Consider the following 15,586-nt stretch of genomic DNA (forward strand, 5'->3'; position numbering starts at 1 on the left):
TTACTTCGCCTTTCCCGAGTTTGTGGCGGATTCAACGGCGTTCGCCCCAAGGAACCGGACGAAGATGAACGCCACGATGAAGATGATCAGGAACGTGATGGTGGACAGGGCTGCGGCGGAGTTGAAGCCGACCCGGATCTGGTTGACCACCAGGATCGACAAGGTGGTGGTGCCGTTGGCGCCCCCTGTCATGATGGCCGGAAGGTCGTACATGCGCAAAGCATCCAGCGTGCGGAACAGGATCGCCACCATGAGGGCCGGCTTGACCAGCGGCAGCGTAATAAGGCGGAAGCGCTGCCAGGCAGTTGCACCATCCACCTTGGCAGCCTCATACACCTGGTCCGGGATCATTTGCAGGCCCGCCAGGATGAGCAGCGCCATGAACGGCGTGGTTTTCCAGACGTCGGCGATGATGATTGCCGACCGGGCGGGCACTTCGGACCCGGTCCACAGGATGGAGGTGTGGAAGAGGGTGTTGGCAATGCCATCAAAGGCAAAAATGAAAAACCACAGCTTGGCCGTCACGGCTGTGGGGATGGCCCACGGCACCAGGACCGCCGCGCGGAGGGCGCCGCGGCCCCGGAACGTCCGGGACATGATGATGGCCATCCAGAATCCGATCACCGTCTCCAGCGCCACCGAAACAACCGTGAGGAGGAACGTGGTGCCCGTGGCGGACCAGAACTGCGAGCCGAGCGTGCCCGCCGGGCAGGAGGCCTGGCCGTTGGGCGTGTTGCACTGTTGGAGGATCCAGTGGATGTAGTTGTAGAAACCGGCAAAGCCGCCGGCCACGAAAGTCCCTGTCACGGGGTCCAGCCCGGCGTCCTTTTGCAGGGACATGACAATGGCTTCAATGACCGGGTAAACGATCACGATGCCAAGCACAATCATCGAGGGGATGATCAGCAGCGCCGCCGCCCGCCCCTGCGTTTTCTGCTTCCGGTCCTGGCCAACTTCCTTGTTTTCAGGTCCCGCGCCCGTTCCCTTCTTGCCGCGACGGGTTAGCGGCTCCGCTTGCATTGACATTCCCTGGTCCTTTCCTCGGGTGCCGATTGCATGGGTTGATGGTGCGGACGACGGCGGCCCGGGCACCCAGGTGCGCGGGCCGCCGACCGTCCTCTGTTACTGACGCCTGCCGGTTACGGCGTGGCTGGCGCCTACTGCGAACCGGCGGCCGTGAGTGCCGCCTGCATGTCAGTCAACGCCTGGTCAACGCTCTTGTCGCCCTTCAAGGCGGCGTAGGCGTTGACCTGGACGGCCTGGGTGACGGCCGGGTAGAACGGCGAGACCGGGCGGGGCACGGCGTTCTGGATGGACGTCAGCAGGACGGGCAGGTAGGGCAGCTTGGCAACGAGGTCCTTGTCCGTGTAGAGCGCGCTCAACACCGGGGCAAGGGAACCTTGCGTCGCGTAGAACTTCTCCGTCTCCTGGCTGGTCATGAACTTCATGAAGTCCATGGCGGTTGCCTTGTGCTTGCTGTAGACGCTCATCGCGATGTTGTGCCCGCCCAGGGACGAGGCGCCGGGGCCCGTCTTGCCCGGGAGGGGTGCGATCCCGAACGTGTCCTTGACAACGGAGGAACCGTCGGTCTTGGCCAGGTTGTAGACATAGGGCCAGTTGCGCAGGAACAGCAGCTTGCCGGACTCAAAGGACTGGCGGCCCTGCTCCTCCTGGTAGGTGATGGCCTGCTTCGGGATGTTGCCGTCCTTGAAGGCGTTGACCAGGTTGCTCAGACCGGCCTTGGCCTCGGGCGTGTTCACGGCCGGCTTGCCGTCCTTGTCGACGATGACGCCGCCGGCCGTGTTGATGGCTTCGGCTGCGTTGACGGTCAGGCCCTCATACTGGGCAAACTGTCCCGCGTAGCAGTCAATGCCCTTGGCCTTGGCGATGGAGCACATGCTCATCATCTCGTCCCAGGTCTTCGGAGGCGTGGGGACCAGGTCCTTGCGGTAGTAGAGCAGTCCGCCGTCGGACGTTTGGGGGGCCGCGTAAAGGGTGTTCTTGTAGGTGGCCGTGGCCACCGTGGCCGGCAGGAAGCCGGTGGTGTCAAAGGCCATCTTGTCCTTGAGCGGCTGCAGCCAGCCCTTGGCGGCAAACTCGGCCGTCCACACAACGTCCACATCGACGACGTCGTAATTGGCGTTCTTGGCCTGGAAATTCTGCACCAGGTCGTCGTGCTGCTGGTCTGCCTTGTCCGACTGCTCCTTGAAGGTGACCTTCTCAGTGGGGTGCGCTGCATTCCACTTGTCAACCAGGGGGCGGACGACGTTCGAGTTGTCCTTGCCTTGAACGTAAGTAATGGGGCCGCGCCCGTCCAGGTTGGCGCCGGCGTCGCCGCTGAGGCCTCCCGAGCTGGAGCCGCCGCTCGATCCGCCGCCGCTGCAGGCGGCCAGCGTCATCGCCAGGACCGAGGCTGCCGCCAGCGATGCAAACTTCCTTGAATGTCTCATGCCACGCTCTTTCTCATAAGTGAAAACGTTCAATCATGAAATGACCGGCCTGGGCAACTACCCGGACCATTCGGTGATGTGCATCACTTTAGATGGCCTGAGGCGTGGAATGCAAGCGCTTACGCATCATTGTGACCGTTTCATTACCAAAATTGCGCGCTGTCGCCGGGCGGGCTTCCGGAGGGGAATTTGAGGCACAAAAAAGGAAGGGGCGGCCCGGCCCGTGCTGGACCGTGCCGCCCCTTCCAAGGGTGCTAAAAGCTATTTGTCGTGCTTGAAAAGGCCTGCAATCTTGGCGCCAAGGCCCTTGGCGTTTCCGACGGCGTCTTCGGCGAAGTGCTTAATGTTCTCCCCCGCGTCACCGGCAAATTCCTTGATGTTTTCGCCGGCGTCGCCCGCGAACTCCTTGGCCTTCTCGGCGGCGTCCCCGGCAAAGTCCTGGGCCTTGCCCAAGGCGTCAGCCCCGGCTTCCTTGGCCTGGTCCAGCGGGTTTTCCGGATTGTTCTCGGTCATTGTTTTCTCCATCTGGTTGAACTTCGTGCCCCCAGGCAGAACGTACTCCCACGGGTGATGGGAACAGACTAGCGGACTCTCTCGGCTTTGGTGAAGCGTGACCTGGCTCCGGAGCCAATGCTGACCAGCACGGGGACTTGCACACCGAGCAGCCGGTCCAGGGATTCCACGAGTGCCCCGATGTCGCCGGCCACCTCATGGGGGGCCACGCCCTGGCGCGGCAGCACACGTACGCGCAGGGAGGCCTGGCCGCGGAAGTTCCAACTGCTCACGGATGCAGAAGCCAGGTCCGTGCGCTCCGACAGTGCACTTTTCAGGGCCTGCTCCGCCACGGCGCAGCTGAGCACCACCTTGCCGGCGGCGCCGTCGTCCTCCGCACTGCCTGCACGCTCCAGCAGGATCCCGGTGCGGCCCTTCCCCTGGTTGGCGATCCAGGCGACCATCACGATCACCACCACCAGCAGGCAGGCCGCGGCCAGGACCCAGATCCAGCTGCCCATGGTCGGGGACAGCCGGGTCCGCGCGGCCAGCGCGCGCAGCGATTCCAGCTGTGGTGCCGACCAGCCCTGCCACCAGCTCCCGGCCGCAGGGACCGCGGCCAGCGCCACGACGGCCGCGCCCAGGACAAGGAGCACCAGGCCCAAAAGTCCCAGCAGGAACCTGTTGAAGCCGCGGGGTGTGCCGTTCATACGCCGATCACCCCCGTGCTCGCCAAGTGCACCGCGACGGTGGGCACCGGGTCCAGGCCCATGGCGGCAACTTCGGAGTCGACGGCGGCCTGGATCCGCCCTCCGTCGATGCCAATGCCCGACGTCGGCCGGACGTTGACCTGGACGCTTGCGGCAGAGACCACCACCACTACCTGCTCACGGGTGACGCCGGCGGCCACGCGGGCGCACCTGGCCAGCGCGGAGGCAATGACCTCGTCGTCCACGACCACCACCACGCGCGGGTCCGCCATGACGTGCCGGGCACGGCGGCCCGGAAGCACGGCATGGGCCAGGAAGACCAGTCCCAGCAGGAAGGCGAGGACGCCGATGCTGCCGAGCAGGACGGCGGGAATTCCGGCAGGGAGCCGGGACAGCCTGTCCGCCGCCGTCAACGGGTCCACCAGCCACTCGGGCTGCCCAAAGGCGCGCAGCAGGGCCTCCAACAAGCAATAGACGGCCAGCAGCGACACCAATATGGCGGCGGCCACGGAAAGCGGTGCCCGCGATGAGTGCGTCTCCCGCTTGAGCAGCCGCTGCGTGAAGCCCGTCATTGGACCCTCCCCTGCTCGGTGGCCTGGAGCCCGGAAATACGAATGTCCACGCGGCTCAAACGCGAACCCGTCAGGTGCTCCACTGTGGCCAGAATCAATGCCTTGGCCAGCGTGGCCCGCTGGGCAATGCTGCCGCCCGTCCGCTCCAGCCTGCCGGGGCTTGCCCTGACCGTGCCCAGAGAGGGGGCGCTGATGGGTGAGGAGACCGCCAGGGCCAGCGCGCCGGCGTCGTCCGTCCAGGACACGCGGACGGCGGCAGGTGCCACGCCGAAGACGTCCGCGGCGGCAGCCTGCGCCACCGAGGTCAGGGCCTGGGTGCTGATCCGTGTGTGCCCCGCGAGGCCCTTCCCGGCCTGCCCCGCCAGGCGGGGAGCGGCCGGACTCACGACGACGATCGCCGGCCGGTCAGGGCGTCCAGGACGCCGCGCCAGTCAAGCTTGCCGCCCGCCGCCCTGCCCACAAAGGCGCCGATGGCAACAAAGAGCGCCCCCACGATGAACCCCCAAAAGCCGAATTGAAAGCCCATGAAGGCCAAAAAGGCGCCAAACGCCGCGCACACTACTGTCAGGTTCATGGCCGGTCCTCCGGGTCTGCGGGTGTTGCCTTGGCGGCGGCTCCGAGCCGTTCGGCGAGGCGGGGACGGGGAGCGGACTTCTCCGTGTCGGGGGCAGCGACATATACGTCCGTGATCTCGATGTTGACCTCAATGACGTGGCGGCCCACCAGCTCCTCCACGGCCTGGTAGACGGCGGCCCGGACGGTGCCGGCGAGTTCCTGCAGGGGGTAGCCGTACGCGGCCATCAGGACGATGTCCACGGCCACCTCGGTCTCGCCGACCTCCACCCGGATTCCCTGGGTCAAATCGGTTGCCCCCACCACGTCCCGCAGGGCGCCAATGGACCTCGAGGCGCCCGTGCCGAGCGCATGGACCCCCGCCACGCCCCGGGCGGCAACGCCGACCACCTTTGCCACCGCGGTGTCGGAAATGACCGTGCGGCCCGGTGCGTCAATGGCGCGGGGCGTTTCCGTGACGGCCAGAGGCTGGTCCTGCGCATCCATGTGAGCCCTTTCTGTTTCCCTTACCGTAAGCCTATGCATCCAAAAGATGGGGGGCAACGCCGCGGACTCCGGCTTCAGGCAGGCTTCAGGCAGGCTTCACTCGGGGCGGGGGCGTGGGAAACGTCACAGGGAAGCGGCGGGCAAGACCGCAAGTTAAAGCAGAAAACCCCTTATTGCTAAGGGGTTTTATGTGGTGGCTCCGACCGGCGTCGATCCGGTGACCTTTCGATTTTCAGTCGAACGCTCTACCAACTGAGCTACAGAGCCTTGGTGAACTGCGAAAGCCTTTGTCACCAGATCTCCTAAAAAGATTCCAGGAAACCTCAGCGACCCTGACGGGACTCGAACCCGCGACCTCCGCCGTGACAGGGCGGCGCGCTAACCAACTGCGCTACAGGGCCTTACTTTAATTGCTATTTTTTGTTGCCAATTTCGCGTTTAGTGCGAAATTCACGAGTAATATCGTATCAGCCTTTTTTGGACCAATTGACCACCACTCGCAAAGTACCCCCAACGGGATTCGAACCCGTGCCGCCGCCGTGAAAGGGCGGTGTCCTAGGCCGCTAGACGATGGGGGCATCGTCACCGACGTCCAGCTCACAGTTGCCTGCGTGCTGTCCGCAGTGGACTTCAAAAACTATAGGGCCTATTTGTCCAGAACACAAAACGAGCCGCCACCGGGTGGGCGGGCGGCAATCACTAGGCTGGAGCCATGAGCAAGAACCCCCTCGCCTCCATCCCGTCATTTGGCCCATACCGAATGGGGCCGGAGGAATTTGACGCCGCCGTGGAACAGGCCATGGCTTCCATCCCGGCGGATATCCGCGATGAGATGGACAATGTGGCCATCTTCGTCGAGGACGACTATGTGCCGGGGCCGGACGAGGACCCCGGCACGGTGCTGCTGGGGCTCTACCAGGGCACGCCGCTGACCGAGCGGGACAGCTGGTGGGGCGCGGGTTCGCTGCCAGACCGCATCACCATCTACCGCCAGCCCATCCTTGACATTTGCACATCCCGCGAGCAGGTGGTCCATGAAGTCACCGTCACCGTGGTGCACGAGATCGCACACCATTTTGGCATCAGTGATGAACGGCTGCACGAGCTCGGATGGGGATAGCCAGCCCGGCCGCGGAGGCACGGCCCGGTAAATAACAGCCGTGTGGTTACAGCAATGTTGTTTATGTTGCCTGTGTTACTGGTGTTGCCAAAGCAAAGTCAATGGCCGTAGTGTCAGCTTTGCCGTGCACATTTGCCGTGCAATTGCACCCGCAATTTTGTCGGTCATTGATCCGGGCTGAATCCGGAACTTGCCCGTCGACCGGTAGTAAAGGATTTCAAGGATGAGTTTGCCCCGCCTGGTTCGTGGAACCACAGTTCTTGCCTGCGCTGCATTTGCCGCCACTGCCGTGGTTGCCCCTGCCCACGCTGCGGCACCGGCTTTTGTGGCTGCGCCGGCCTTCTCCGCCTTCACGTCCGTTCCGGCCTCCCCGGCCATTCCGAGCACCGATGACATTGACCAGGCCAAAAAGTCCGAAGCTGCAACAGCCGCTGAATCCGCCAAGATCGACGCCCTCCTTGGCTCAGCCAATGAGCGCCTGCAGGGCTCCCTGTCGGGAACCATCCGCGCCAACAGCGCCTACACCGATGCCCTGGTGGCCCTGGACCAGCGCCGCACGGAAGCCACGCAGGCCAAGGCGCAGGCCGATGCCGCCGCCAAGCAATACAAGACGGCCAAGGCCCACCTGGGCGCCCTGGCCGGCAACCTTTACAAGACCGGCGGCATGAACCTGGACGTGCAAGCGTTGATTGGCAGCACCAGTGCCGACAACGCCATGTACCAGGCCTCCACCCTCATGGCGCTGTCCACCGACCGCGCAAACACCTTTGACACCGCTGCGGCAGCCTCGGCAAGCTCGACGGCGTTGCAGGCGCAGGCTGCCGCCGCCCAAAAGGCAGCCGACGACGCCGCCCGCTTGGCCGAGCAGTCCAAGCTGGCCGCCCAATCTGCCACCGGCGCCCTGGCCGCCGTCGTGAAGGAAAACCAGGCCCAGCGGGACGTGCTACTCAAGCAACTGGCCAGCCTCCACAACACCACGGTTGCCCTGGAAGGCGCCCGCGTGGACGGCCTGGCCAAAAAAGCCGAGGAAGCGGCGCTGCAGGCACAGATTGCCGCCTCAACCAGGGCACCAGCGCCGGTGGCCCCCGCTGCACCCGCCGCGCCAGCGCAAAACGCCCCCAGCCAGCCCCAGCCGGCACAGCCAGCCCAGCCCAAGCCCGCCGCGCCGCCAGTTGCCCCGCCGGCGCCGCCCGTCGCACCCCCGGCGCCGCCCGTTCTCCCGCCGGCACCCCCGGTGGTTCCGCCAGTGATTCCGCCGGCGCCTCCCGTGGCCCCGCCCGCGCCCACCCAGCCCACAGGCTCCTACATCCAGACCATGGTCAACTTCGCACTGTCCAAGTCCGGCACCCCGTACCAGTGGGGCGGCACCGGGCCTGTGGGCTATGACTGTTCGGGACTGGTGCAGCAGGCCTTCGCCGCGGCAGGGGTCTCCGTGCCGCGCACCGGAACGGAACAGTTCTGGGCGGCGCCGCAGCGCGTGCCGCTGTCCCAGATGCGCTACGGCGACCTGCTGGTCTTTGACGAATCTCCCGCCGGTTCAGGAAGTTTCGGCCACATTGCCATCTACCTCGGCAACGACCAGGTGGTGCAGGCCCTCTCGCCCGGCTTTGCCACGGGCGTCTATTCGATCTCCAGCATGCTCCAGTTCGGCATGACGCTTTACCCCTACGCCGCCAGGTACTAAACGCCCCGCTCAAGCCCTGCAGCTCAGGCCTGGAGCAGCGGCCCAAACGCGGAGCGGTCGTTCTGGCGCGGATCCTCGCGGTCCCGGACCACCATGACGGGGCCCTTGGCGTGGTGCCGCACGCCGTCCGTGGTGGAGCCGAGCATCATGCCGGCGAAGCCGCCGCGCCCGCGGGTGCCCATGACCAGCAGCTCGGAGGTCTCGGAGGCCTTGACCAGGACGTCGACGGCGGAGCCCTCCACGAGCTTGACCTCAATGGGAAGCTGCGGGAAGTGGGCCCGCAGCCACTTTTCGCCGGCGTCGAGCTGGATCTGGATCTCGGCAAACAGCGCCTCCCGGTCCACGGGCGCCGGCATCCAGGCAAGTGAGCCGGTGTAGGGCTGCACGGCGCAGATGATGCGCAGGGCAAATCCGGAGCGTTCGGCCTGTTCGGCAGCCACCAGCACGGCGTAGCGGGCCTGGTCGGACCCGTCCACACCCACCGTGACGACCTTTTCTATTACCGGCATCGGGGACTTGGGCGGCTGGCCTTCGCCCAGTCGCGGGGCACAACTAAGGGGCACCGTGACGGTGGGGCACTTGGAGTGCGCTGGGAGTGCGGAGCTGACACTGCCCAGCAGGCGGCCGATGAAGCCGCCGCGGCCGCGGGTGCCAAACACCAGAAGCTCGGCTGTTTCGCTCATTTCCAGGAGCACCCCGGCGGCGTCGCCGTTTTCCACCCTGGCGTCAATGTCCAGCTCGTCATGGGCAATCTTGGCTGCAGCCTCGCGCAGCACTGCCTCGGCACCCTGGCGGATCACGTCGTCGTCAACCGTGGCATAGCCGCCGTCCAGGCCGGAGGCGGCGAAGATGGGAACAGTGTAGGCGGTGACCAGATGCAGCGGAAGCTTGCGCAGCTTGGCCTCCCGTGCGGCCCACACCAAGGCGCAATTGCTTTGCTCGGATCCGTCAATTCCGACCACAATTCCGGTCGGGGCGGGGATGGGGTCGGGCTGGGCAACAGGGAATGACTCCTGTGGATCGCTCATGCTGCGCCTCCTTGTTTTCCTGTGCCGCCGGGGTCGCAGACTCCTGTCCGCCTCCCCTTCGCGGCCTGTACCAGTGACTATTGTCGGTTGCGGAATCCACGTCAAGTTCCGCCGGCGGCGTGTGGGATTTGGGCTGTTGTGCAGCCCCCTGCAAGGCACTTTCGGCGCCCCCATGCCGTGTGCGGCTTTGTCCAATCGAGTGATTTTTTGAAATGCTACCCAGCCGTCAAAATGTTGGGTAGTGTTCGGATTGGCGCCGCTGCCCGGCATGTGCCTGAAATCACATGCGGGGATCCGGCCCGCACCCATTCAGCTCCATGGTTCGCCCCTGCTCCGGGACGGGCCACCACCGAAGTTCTCCTACCGTTCGAGGAGGCATTCTGCCATGCTGGCCACGCTTGACCCTGCCCTGACCACTCCTGGTCCCGCACTGAGTCCCAACCCCCCGTCCGACGAACTGCGGCCCGCGGAGGCCACCACCACCCTGGTGATCGGGTCAGGCTTTTCGGGTCTGGCCATGGCGGCCGAACTCAACCGGCAGGGCATCAAGGCCATCGTGGTGGACTGCTTTTGCCCCACCAACCCCAATTCCCCGGCACCGCCCACGGGCAACATCAGCCTGGACGCCATGGCGGAGCGCTCGGAAATCATGAGGCTGCTGGAGCACTACGCCCGCCGCCATGAACTGGATATCCGCCCTTCCACCTGCGCCACGGCGCTCCTGCACACCAACAGTGAAGAGCCGAACGAACGCCAGTGGTCCGTGCAGACGGCCAACGGCACCGTCACGGCCCACAGCATTGTGTTCACGCGCGGGGCGCTGAACCAGCTGCGCCGCATGTTGCGCGAGCTCGGGGTGAACACGGGCCACGATTTCACTAATGCCCTGCATTCCGTGGGCCTGTATTTGGTGGGCGTGGGCGACCTGGTGCTGCCGAGCACCCAGGAAATCCTGCACCAGGCCAAGCGGGCGGGTGCGTCCATCGCCCACCGCGTGGCCTTGCGCGAAGGCACGCCCGCCGCCGCCACTGCCTAGAGGCGGCGCCACTCCCCCGGGGCCGGCGCTACCTCCCAGACCGCGGCTGCAGCCCAGGCAGGCCCCCGGCAGCTATTCGGCAGCTAGTCGGAAGCCTTGAGACGCTTGCGGGCCACCCCGACCATGGCAACCACCACAACCACCAGCACGCCCATGAGGCCAAACACGCTCCACGGCACGCCTCCCCCATCGGGGGCCGCCTGCGCGGCCGCCGCGGACGGCGCCTGGATCGATTCGGCTGGTCCCGCCACGGCCCCGGAGCCGGCTGCGGCGGCCTTCGCGGTGAAGGTGAACTGCCCTTCCACGGGGTGCGAGTCGGAGGAGACCAGGCGCCACTGCACCGTGTACTTTCCGGCCGGGGCGCCGGGCTTGACGGCCTGCGTGGCCACGTTGTCCAGCACGGACACCGCCCCTTCGGACCAATTGGTGCCCGCGGCATCCAGCACCTTGACCTCGGCACCAATCGCGGCAGGGGTGTTGCTCATGGTCAGGGTGACAACGTGGGGCGCGGTCGCCACGGAGGAGCCGTCGGCCGGGGAAGTCGCCTCCAGGGCGTCGTGCGCCTGGGCCGCCCCGGAGCCGCCCAGCAGCGCCAGCAGGACGACGGCGGCACCCGCCAGGGCGCGCCACAAGACCTTGGTGCCGTCCGGCACCGCCGGAGGTGTCATGTTCGTCTCAAAAACCTGTGGCCGGGAGAGCGGTTTCACGTGCTGTGCGTCCTTGCGGTAGGGGAAAGGGCTTCAATCCCAGACTAACTGAGCCAGGTGGGAACATCCTGCGTAAAGACGCCGCCAAAGCGCCCCGGCACCTGCCCTGCCACAGCGAGAAGGTGCCAGGGGCAGGCAGGGTGGGGACCGGCGTCGTGCCTTGGCATGCGTGCCGGCGCAGCCCCGGTATGACGCGCCGTGACCCGTTAGTATTTCTCCAGGTGGCTTTTTCGTCTCTACACTTCGCCCGGGAGGGCATTCAATGGCAATAAAAACGGCAGCCCGCATGTCTGCGGTCGACAAGTACTTCATGATCACCGAGCGCGGTTCCAACTATTCGCGGGAAATTCGCGGCGGCTTCGCCACGTTCTTTGCCATGAGCTACATTGTGGTGCTCAACCCGCTGATCCTCAACGTGGCCGACTCCTCCGGCGGCATGCTCGGCATTGAGCGCGTGGCCGCCGCGACAGCATTTGTGGCCGGCATCCTGACCATCCTCATGGGCGCCTGGGCCAAGCACCCCTTCGCCCTGGCCACGGGGCTCGGCGTCAACGCGTTTGTGGCCGTGACCATTGTGGCCAACCCGGGGCTGACCTGGCCCGACATGATGGGGCTGGTCATGATCTCCGGCATCACCATGTTCATCCTGGTGCTCACCGGCTTCCGCACCGCCGTGTTCCGTGCCGTGCCGGAAAGCCTGAAGACGGCCATTGTGGTGGGCATCGGCATGTTCATTGCGCTGATCGGGCTGGTCAATGCCGGCTTTGTGCGCCGCATCCCCGACGTGGCCGGCACCACTGTCCCCGTGGGGCTGGGCTTTGACGGCAAGCTCGCCGGCTGGCCCACCCTGGTCTTTGTGGTGGGCCTGGTCCTGACCATTGTGCTGGTGGTCCGCAAGGTCCGCGGCGCCATCCTGATTGGCATCATCGCCTCCACCATCCTGGCCAACATCCTTGAGGCCGTCTTCCACATCGGCCCGTCCTTTGACGGCAAGGTCCACAACCCCGCGGGCTGGTCGCTGGTGTCCCCCGAAATGTCCAAGTGGAGCCTGCCGGACCTGAGCCTCATCGGCCAGTTCAACCTGTTTGGCGCCTTTGCCCACCTGGGCGGGCTCGCCGCGGCGCTGCTGGCCTTTGTGATCCTGCTGAGCATCTTCTTTGACGCCATGGGCACCATGGTGGGGCTGGCCGGGGAGGCCGGGACCCTGCGCGCGGACGGCACCATCCCCAACGTGGACCGGGTGCTGCTGGTGGATGCCTTTGGCGCGATTGCCGGCGGCGGCGCGTCCACGTCCTCCAACCAGATTTTCGTTGAATCCGGCGCCGGCATCGGTGAAGGCGCCCGCACGGGCCTGGCCTCCATTGTGACGGGGCTGCTGCTCCTCCTGGCCATGTTTGTCACCCCGCTGATCAAGCTGGTTCCCTTTGAGGCCGTGGCCCCCGCCCTGGTGGTGGTGGGCTTCATGATGGTCTCCCAGGTGGGCAAGATCGACTGGTCCGACTGGGGCCTGGCCATCCCGGCGTTCCTGACCTTCACCCTCATGCCGTTCACGTACTCCATTGCCAACGGCCTTGGCGCCGGCTTCATCGCCTACGTGCTGATCCGCCTGTTCCAGGGCCGAGCCCGCGAAATCCACCCGCTCATGTGGGCCGTGGCGGCGGCGTTCGTGCTGTTCTTCGGCATCGGCACGGTGGAAGCCTGGTTCGGGATCAAGTAGCTCCCCCGCTTCGCCGTCCCTCCGCCTCCACGCCCTCTCCCCTCCCCTCCGCCGAGCGGGCATTTAACGTGGATGTTTCGCCGCAACATCCACGTTAAGTGCCCGTTGGCGCGTTAATCTGTGATGTCAGACGGCGGCCTGCCCTTCCGGGTGGCAATCCCGGCGCGGCTGCGGTTGGCTGGAACCATGGACTTCACCTCACTCACCGTTGACACCCCCGCCTCCGCCTGGACCGGAAGGAACGACGGCGACGGGCCGGCGCACCGGCGCTGGTGGCAGGCAGTGGCCACTCCCCCGTCCGGTACTTCCGATGCCGCCGCTTCCCCGTCCTCCGCGGCCCCCGCCGCGCTGCTTGGCTTTCGCTCCGATGAGGGTGTGCGCCGCAATGCAGGCCGCGTGGGTGCCGCAGCCGCCCCGGCCGCGATCCGCGCCGCGCTGGGCTCGCTGGCCTTCCACGGCTCCCGGGCCGTCACCGACGTGGGGGACGTGGTGGTGGCCGGAGATGCCCTGGAGGAGGGCCAGGCGCGCGCCGGGCGCGCCCTCACTGCCATGCTCGACGCCGGACAGCTCACCTTTGTCCTGGGCGGCGGGCACGAAACCGCCTTTGCCAGCTACCTGGGCGTTGCCGGCACGGCGGCAGTGGCCAATGGCGCCCGCCTGGGCGTGCTGAACCTGGACGCCCACTTTGACCTGAGGGACGCCCCGGCACCCACCTCCGGCACGCCGTTCCTCCAGATGGCCCGAGCGGAAGCCGCCGCGGGACGCGAACTGAACTACGCCGTCGTCGGCATCAGCGAACCCAACAACACGCGCGTGCTCTTTGACACCGCCCATGAGCTGGATGTGAAGTACCTCCTCGACGAGGACTGCTCGGCGGAGCGGACGGCCGCCTTTGTGTCCTCCTTCCTGGAAACCGTGGACATTGTGTACCTGACAATTGACCTGGATGTACTGCCGGCTTCCGTGGCGCCGGGCGTCAGTGCCCCCGCCGCCTACGGCGTGCCGCTGCCGGTCATCGCCGCCGTATGCCGCCAGGTTGCCGCGAGCGGGAAGCTGTTCCACTTCGACGTGGCCGAGCTGAACCCGGAGTTCGACATCGACAACCGCACGGCCAAGGTTGCCGCACGGCTCATCGACACGCTGCTGCGGTAGCGGATGCGCGGGACAGCTCCCGTCTCCCGCGTTATTTCTGCGCGTGGCCCGGACTTTCGCGGCCGGGACTCGCTAGGCTCAACCCATGGGCCCCGGCCCGGGCGGAAGGAGCCAACAATGAACCATGCCAGCGCGGAAACTGGTGCCCGCACCCTGGTCGACACGGCCATTGCCGAGCTGGCCGAAGGCGAAACGCGGTGGGCGGCGCTTCCCCTCGCCGGACGGCGGGCCATGCTCGGCGAGGTCCGGCGCCGGGTGGGGGCCCACGCCCGGGAATGGGTGGCGGCAGCGGCGCAGATCAAGCGCCTGCCCGCCGATTCCCCACTGATGGGCGAGGAATGGCTGTCCGGGCCCTATGCGCTGGCCGCCGCACTCGGGGTCCTGGAGAATTCCCTCGCAGCCCTCGACACCGGCAGGAGCCCGGTTGAATCCGCACACTTTGGCGAAGCGAACGGCCAGGCCACAGTCCAGGTGGTGCCGCTGTCCGCCATGGATTCCCTGCTGCTCAGCGGTTTCAGTGCTGAAGTCTGGCTGCGGCCAGGGGTCGGCAAGGCGGCCTCCGTCGCCGGCGCGGGGCTCGCCCAGCGGACCCCGCAGGACACCCGGGGCATCGGCGTGGTCCTGGGCGCGGGCAACATCCTCTCGATCGCACCCCTGGACGTTCTCTACGAACTCCTGGCAAACAATCGCGTGGTTGCGCTGAAATTGAACCCCCTGACGGACCCCATGCTGGAGGCTTTAACCAAGATCTTCACACCGTTTATCAACCTGGGCGCCTTGCGCATCCTCACCGGCGGGGCCGACGTCGGGGGCCTCCTGGTGGAGCACCCCCAGGTGGCGCACGTGCACTTGACCGGCAGCGCCGCAACGCACGACGCCATTGTGTGGGGCACCGGCCAGCAGGCCGCGGACCGCAAGGCGGCCGGCACCCCACGCCTGGGCAAGCCCATCACCAGCGAGCTGGGCGGCGTCTCCCCAACCATCATCATTCCGGGCAAGTGGAGCCGGGCGGACATCACCTTCCAGGCCCAGCATGTCGCCACCCAGCGCCTGCACAACGGCGGCTACAACTGCATTGCGTCGCAGGCCGTGGTGATTTCGGCCGAGTGGGGGCAAAAGCAGGAATTTCTTGCGGCACTCCGCAACGCCCTGGACACCGCGCCGCCACGGGAGGCCTACTACCCCGGCAGCGACGACAGGATGGCCGCGGCCGCCGCAGCCCACCCCTCCGCCGAACGGCTCGGGGAGGCGGGCCAGCGCCTGCTTATCACGGGCCTCTCCCCCAAGGACACGGAAGAGGTGCTGGAGCAGGAGTACCTTGCCCCCGTGCTTGGCGTGGTGGAAATTGAGGGCAGCGGCCGGGAGTTCCTGGACCGGGCCGCCGCCGCTGCCAATGAACGCCTCGCCGGGACCCTGGGCGCCAACGTCATTGCCAGCCCCGGCACCATCAAGGGTCTGGGCCCCTCCTTTGAGCGCTTCATTGCCTCCCTCAGGTACGGGACCATCGGCATCAACGCATGGACCGCCGTCGGATTCCTGAGCCCGGCAGCAACCTGGGGCGGGTTCCCGGGCCACACCCTTGACGACGTCCAAAGCGGCATCGGCGTGGTCCACAACGCCCTTCTGCTGGCCGACACCGAGCGCACCGTGGTCCGCGGCCCGTTCCGGCCTTCGCCCCGGTCCCTGCTGCACGGGGAGTTCTCGCTCACGCCCACGCCGCCCTGGTATGTCACAAACAGGACGGCGGCCGTGACGGGAGAACGGCTGACGCAGTTCGCGGCAGACCCCCGCTGGCGGCGTGTTCCGGCAATCCTCGTATCCGCCCTTCGCGGCTGAACGCGCCAGCCGGGGCCGGACGG

16 protein-coding genes and 3 tRNA genes are annotated in these 15,586 nt (G+C 66.5%); 6 read left to right on the top strand and 13 right to left on the bottom strand.

Annotated elements, in window-relative coordinates; all coding sequences use genetic code 11:
- The 11 genes from G6N77_RS02235 to G6N77_RS02285 form a co-directional block, all read right to left on the bottom strand.
- The gene (locus tag G6N77_RS02235; RefSeq protein ID WP_370875270.1) at positions 1-1,020 is read right to left on the bottom strand and encodes a carbohydrate ABC transporter permease; all 1,020 of its coding nucleotides are present in this window, start codon (positions 1,018-1,020) and stop codon (positions 1-3) included.
- Positions 1,021-1,157: 137 nt separating this feature from the next.
- Positions 1,158-2,450, bottom strand: a complete 1,293-nt coding sequence (locus G6N77_RS02240; protein WP_165180369.1) for an ABC transporter substrate-binding protein — start codon at positions 2,448-2,450, stop codon at positions 1,158-1,160.
- 261 nt (positions 2,451-2,711) lie between these two features.
- Positions 2,712-2,963, bottom strand: a complete 252-nt coding sequence (locus G6N77_RS02245) for a hypothetical protein (RefSeq protein WP_165180370.1) — start codon at positions 2,961-2,963, stop codon at positions 2,712-2,714.
- Between the two features lie 68 nt (positions 2,964-3,031).
- Positions 3,032-3,652: a hypothetical protein gene (locus tag G6N77_RS02250; RefSeq protein ID WP_165180371.1), complete on the bottom strand. Its 621-nt coding sequence runs from the start codon at positions 3,650-3,652 to the stop codon at positions 3,032-3,034.
- Complete coding sequence (locus tag G6N77_RS02255) at positions 3,649-4,224, bottom strand: DUF6286 domain-containing protein (RefSeq protein WP_205677904.1); 576 nt, start codon at positions 4,222-4,224, stop codon at positions 3,649-3,651. Before G6N77_RS02255 ends, G6N77_RS02250 begins: the two co-directional genes overlap by 4 nt.
- On the bottom strand, positions 4,221-4,610 hold the full coding sequence (locus G6N77_RS02260; protein ID WP_165180372.1) for a hypothetical protein: 390 nt from the start codon (positions 4,608-4,610) through the stop codon (positions 4,221-4,223). Before G6N77_RS02260 ends, G6N77_RS02255 begins: the two co-directional genes overlap by 4 nt.
- The gene (locus tag G6N77_RS02265; RefSeq protein WP_165180373.1) at positions 4,607-4,798 is read right to left on the bottom strand and encodes a hypothetical protein; all 192 of its coding nucleotides are present in this window, start codon (positions 4,796-4,798) and stop codon (positions 4,607-4,609) included. Before G6N77_RS02265 ends, G6N77_RS02260 begins: the two co-directional genes overlap by 4 nt.
- Positions 4,795-5,283 (bottom strand): Asp23/Gls24 family envelope stress response protein, encoded by a 489-nt coding sequence (locus G6N77_RS02270; RefSeq protein WP_165180374.1) that lies wholly within the window; start codon positions 5,281-5,283, stop codon positions 4,795-4,797. The genes G6N77_RS02265 and G6N77_RS02270 overlap by 4 nt, the downstream gene beginning before the upstream one ends.
- Positions 5,284-5,474: 191 nt before the next feature.
- A tRNA-Phe gene (locus tag G6N77_RS02275) sits at positions 5,475-5,550 on the bottom strand.
- A gap of 60 nt (positions 5,551-5,610) precedes the next feature.
- Positions 5,611-5,684 (bottom strand) — tRNA-Asp (locus tag G6N77_RS02280).
- Positions 5,685-5,788: 104 nt separating this feature from the next.
- Positions 5,789-5,861: transfer RNA gene (locus G6N77_RS02285), tRNA-Glu, on the bottom strand.
- 134 nt (positions 5,862-5,995) lie between these two features.
- Here G6N77_RS02285 and G6N77_RS02290 point away from each other — a divergent pair.
- Together G6N77_RS02290 and G6N77_RS02295 are read left to right on the top strand one after the other, a co-directional pair.
- On the top strand, positions 5,996-6,403 hold the full coding sequence (locus G6N77_RS02290; RefSeq protein WP_240901601.1) for a metallopeptidase family protein: 408 nt from the start codon (positions 5,996-5,998) through the stop codon (positions 6,401-6,403).
- A gap of 223 nt (positions 6,404-6,626) precedes the next feature.
- Positions 6,627-8,087 carry a C40 family peptidase gene (locus G6N77_RS02295; RefSeq protein WP_165180375.1) on the top strand — a complete coding sequence of 487 codons (1,461 nt, stop codon included), beginning with the start codon at positions 6,627-6,629 and terminating at the stop codon, positions 8,085-8,087.
- Positions 8,088-8,110: 23 nt separating this feature from the next.
- On the opposite strand, the gene G6N77_RS02300 is transcribed toward G6N77_RS02295, so the two are convergent.
- Positions 8,111-9,115, bottom strand: a complete 1,005-nt coding sequence (locus tag G6N77_RS02300; protein WP_165180376.1) for a universal stress protein — start codon at positions 9,113-9,115, stop codon at positions 8,111-8,113.
- 385 nt (positions 9,116-9,500) lie between these two features.
- On the opposite strand from G6N77_RS02300, the gene G6N77_RS02305 reads away from it, so the two are divergent.
- Positions 9,501-10,151, top strand: coding sequence for an NAD(P)/FAD-dependent oxidoreductase (locus tag G6N77_RS02305; protein ID WP_165180377.1), 651 nt, complete (start codon positions 9,501-9,503; stop codon positions 10,149-10,151).
- An 83-nt stretch (positions 10,152-10,234) separates the two neighbouring features.
- On the opposite strand, the gene G6N77_RS02310 is transcribed toward G6N77_RS02305, so the two are convergent.
- Positions 10,235-10,858 carry a copper resistance CopC family protein gene (locus G6N77_RS02310; RefSeq protein ID WP_306987218.1) on the bottom strand — a complete coding sequence of 208 codons (624 nt, stop codon included), beginning with the start codon at positions 10,856-10,858 and terminating at the stop codon, positions 10,235-10,237.
- A 286-nt stretch (positions 10,859-11,144) separates the two neighbouring features.
- Between G6N77_RS02310 and G6N77_RS02315 the strand changes: the two genes are divergently transcribed.
- From G6N77_RS02315 to G6N77_RS02325, 3 genes are all read left to right on the top strand, one after another.
- On the top strand, positions 11,145-12,575 hold the full coding sequence (locus tag G6N77_RS02315) for an NCS2 family permease (protein ID WP_240901602.1): 1,431 nt from the start codon (positions 11,145-11,147) through the stop codon (positions 12,573-12,575).
- Between the two features lie 186 nt (positions 12,576-12,761).
- Positions 12,762-13,727, top strand: coding sequence for a formimidoylglutamase (hutG, locus tag G6N77_RS02320; protein ID WP_165180379.1), 966 nt, complete (start codon positions 12,762-12,764; stop codon positions 13,725-13,727).
- A 117-nt stretch (positions 13,728-13,844) separates the two neighbouring features.
- Positions 13,845-15,563, top strand: coding sequence for an aldehyde dehydrogenase family protein (locus G6N77_RS02325; protein WP_165180380.1), 1,719 nt, complete (start codon positions 13,845-13,847; stop codon positions 15,561-15,563).
- The last annotated feature ends 23 nt before the right edge of the window (positions 15,564-15,586 follow it).

The organism is Arthrobacter silviterrae (assembly GCF_011045165.1).
GTDB lineage: Bacteria > Actinomycetota > Actinomycetes > Actinomycetales > Micrococcaceae > Specibacter > Specibacter silviterrae.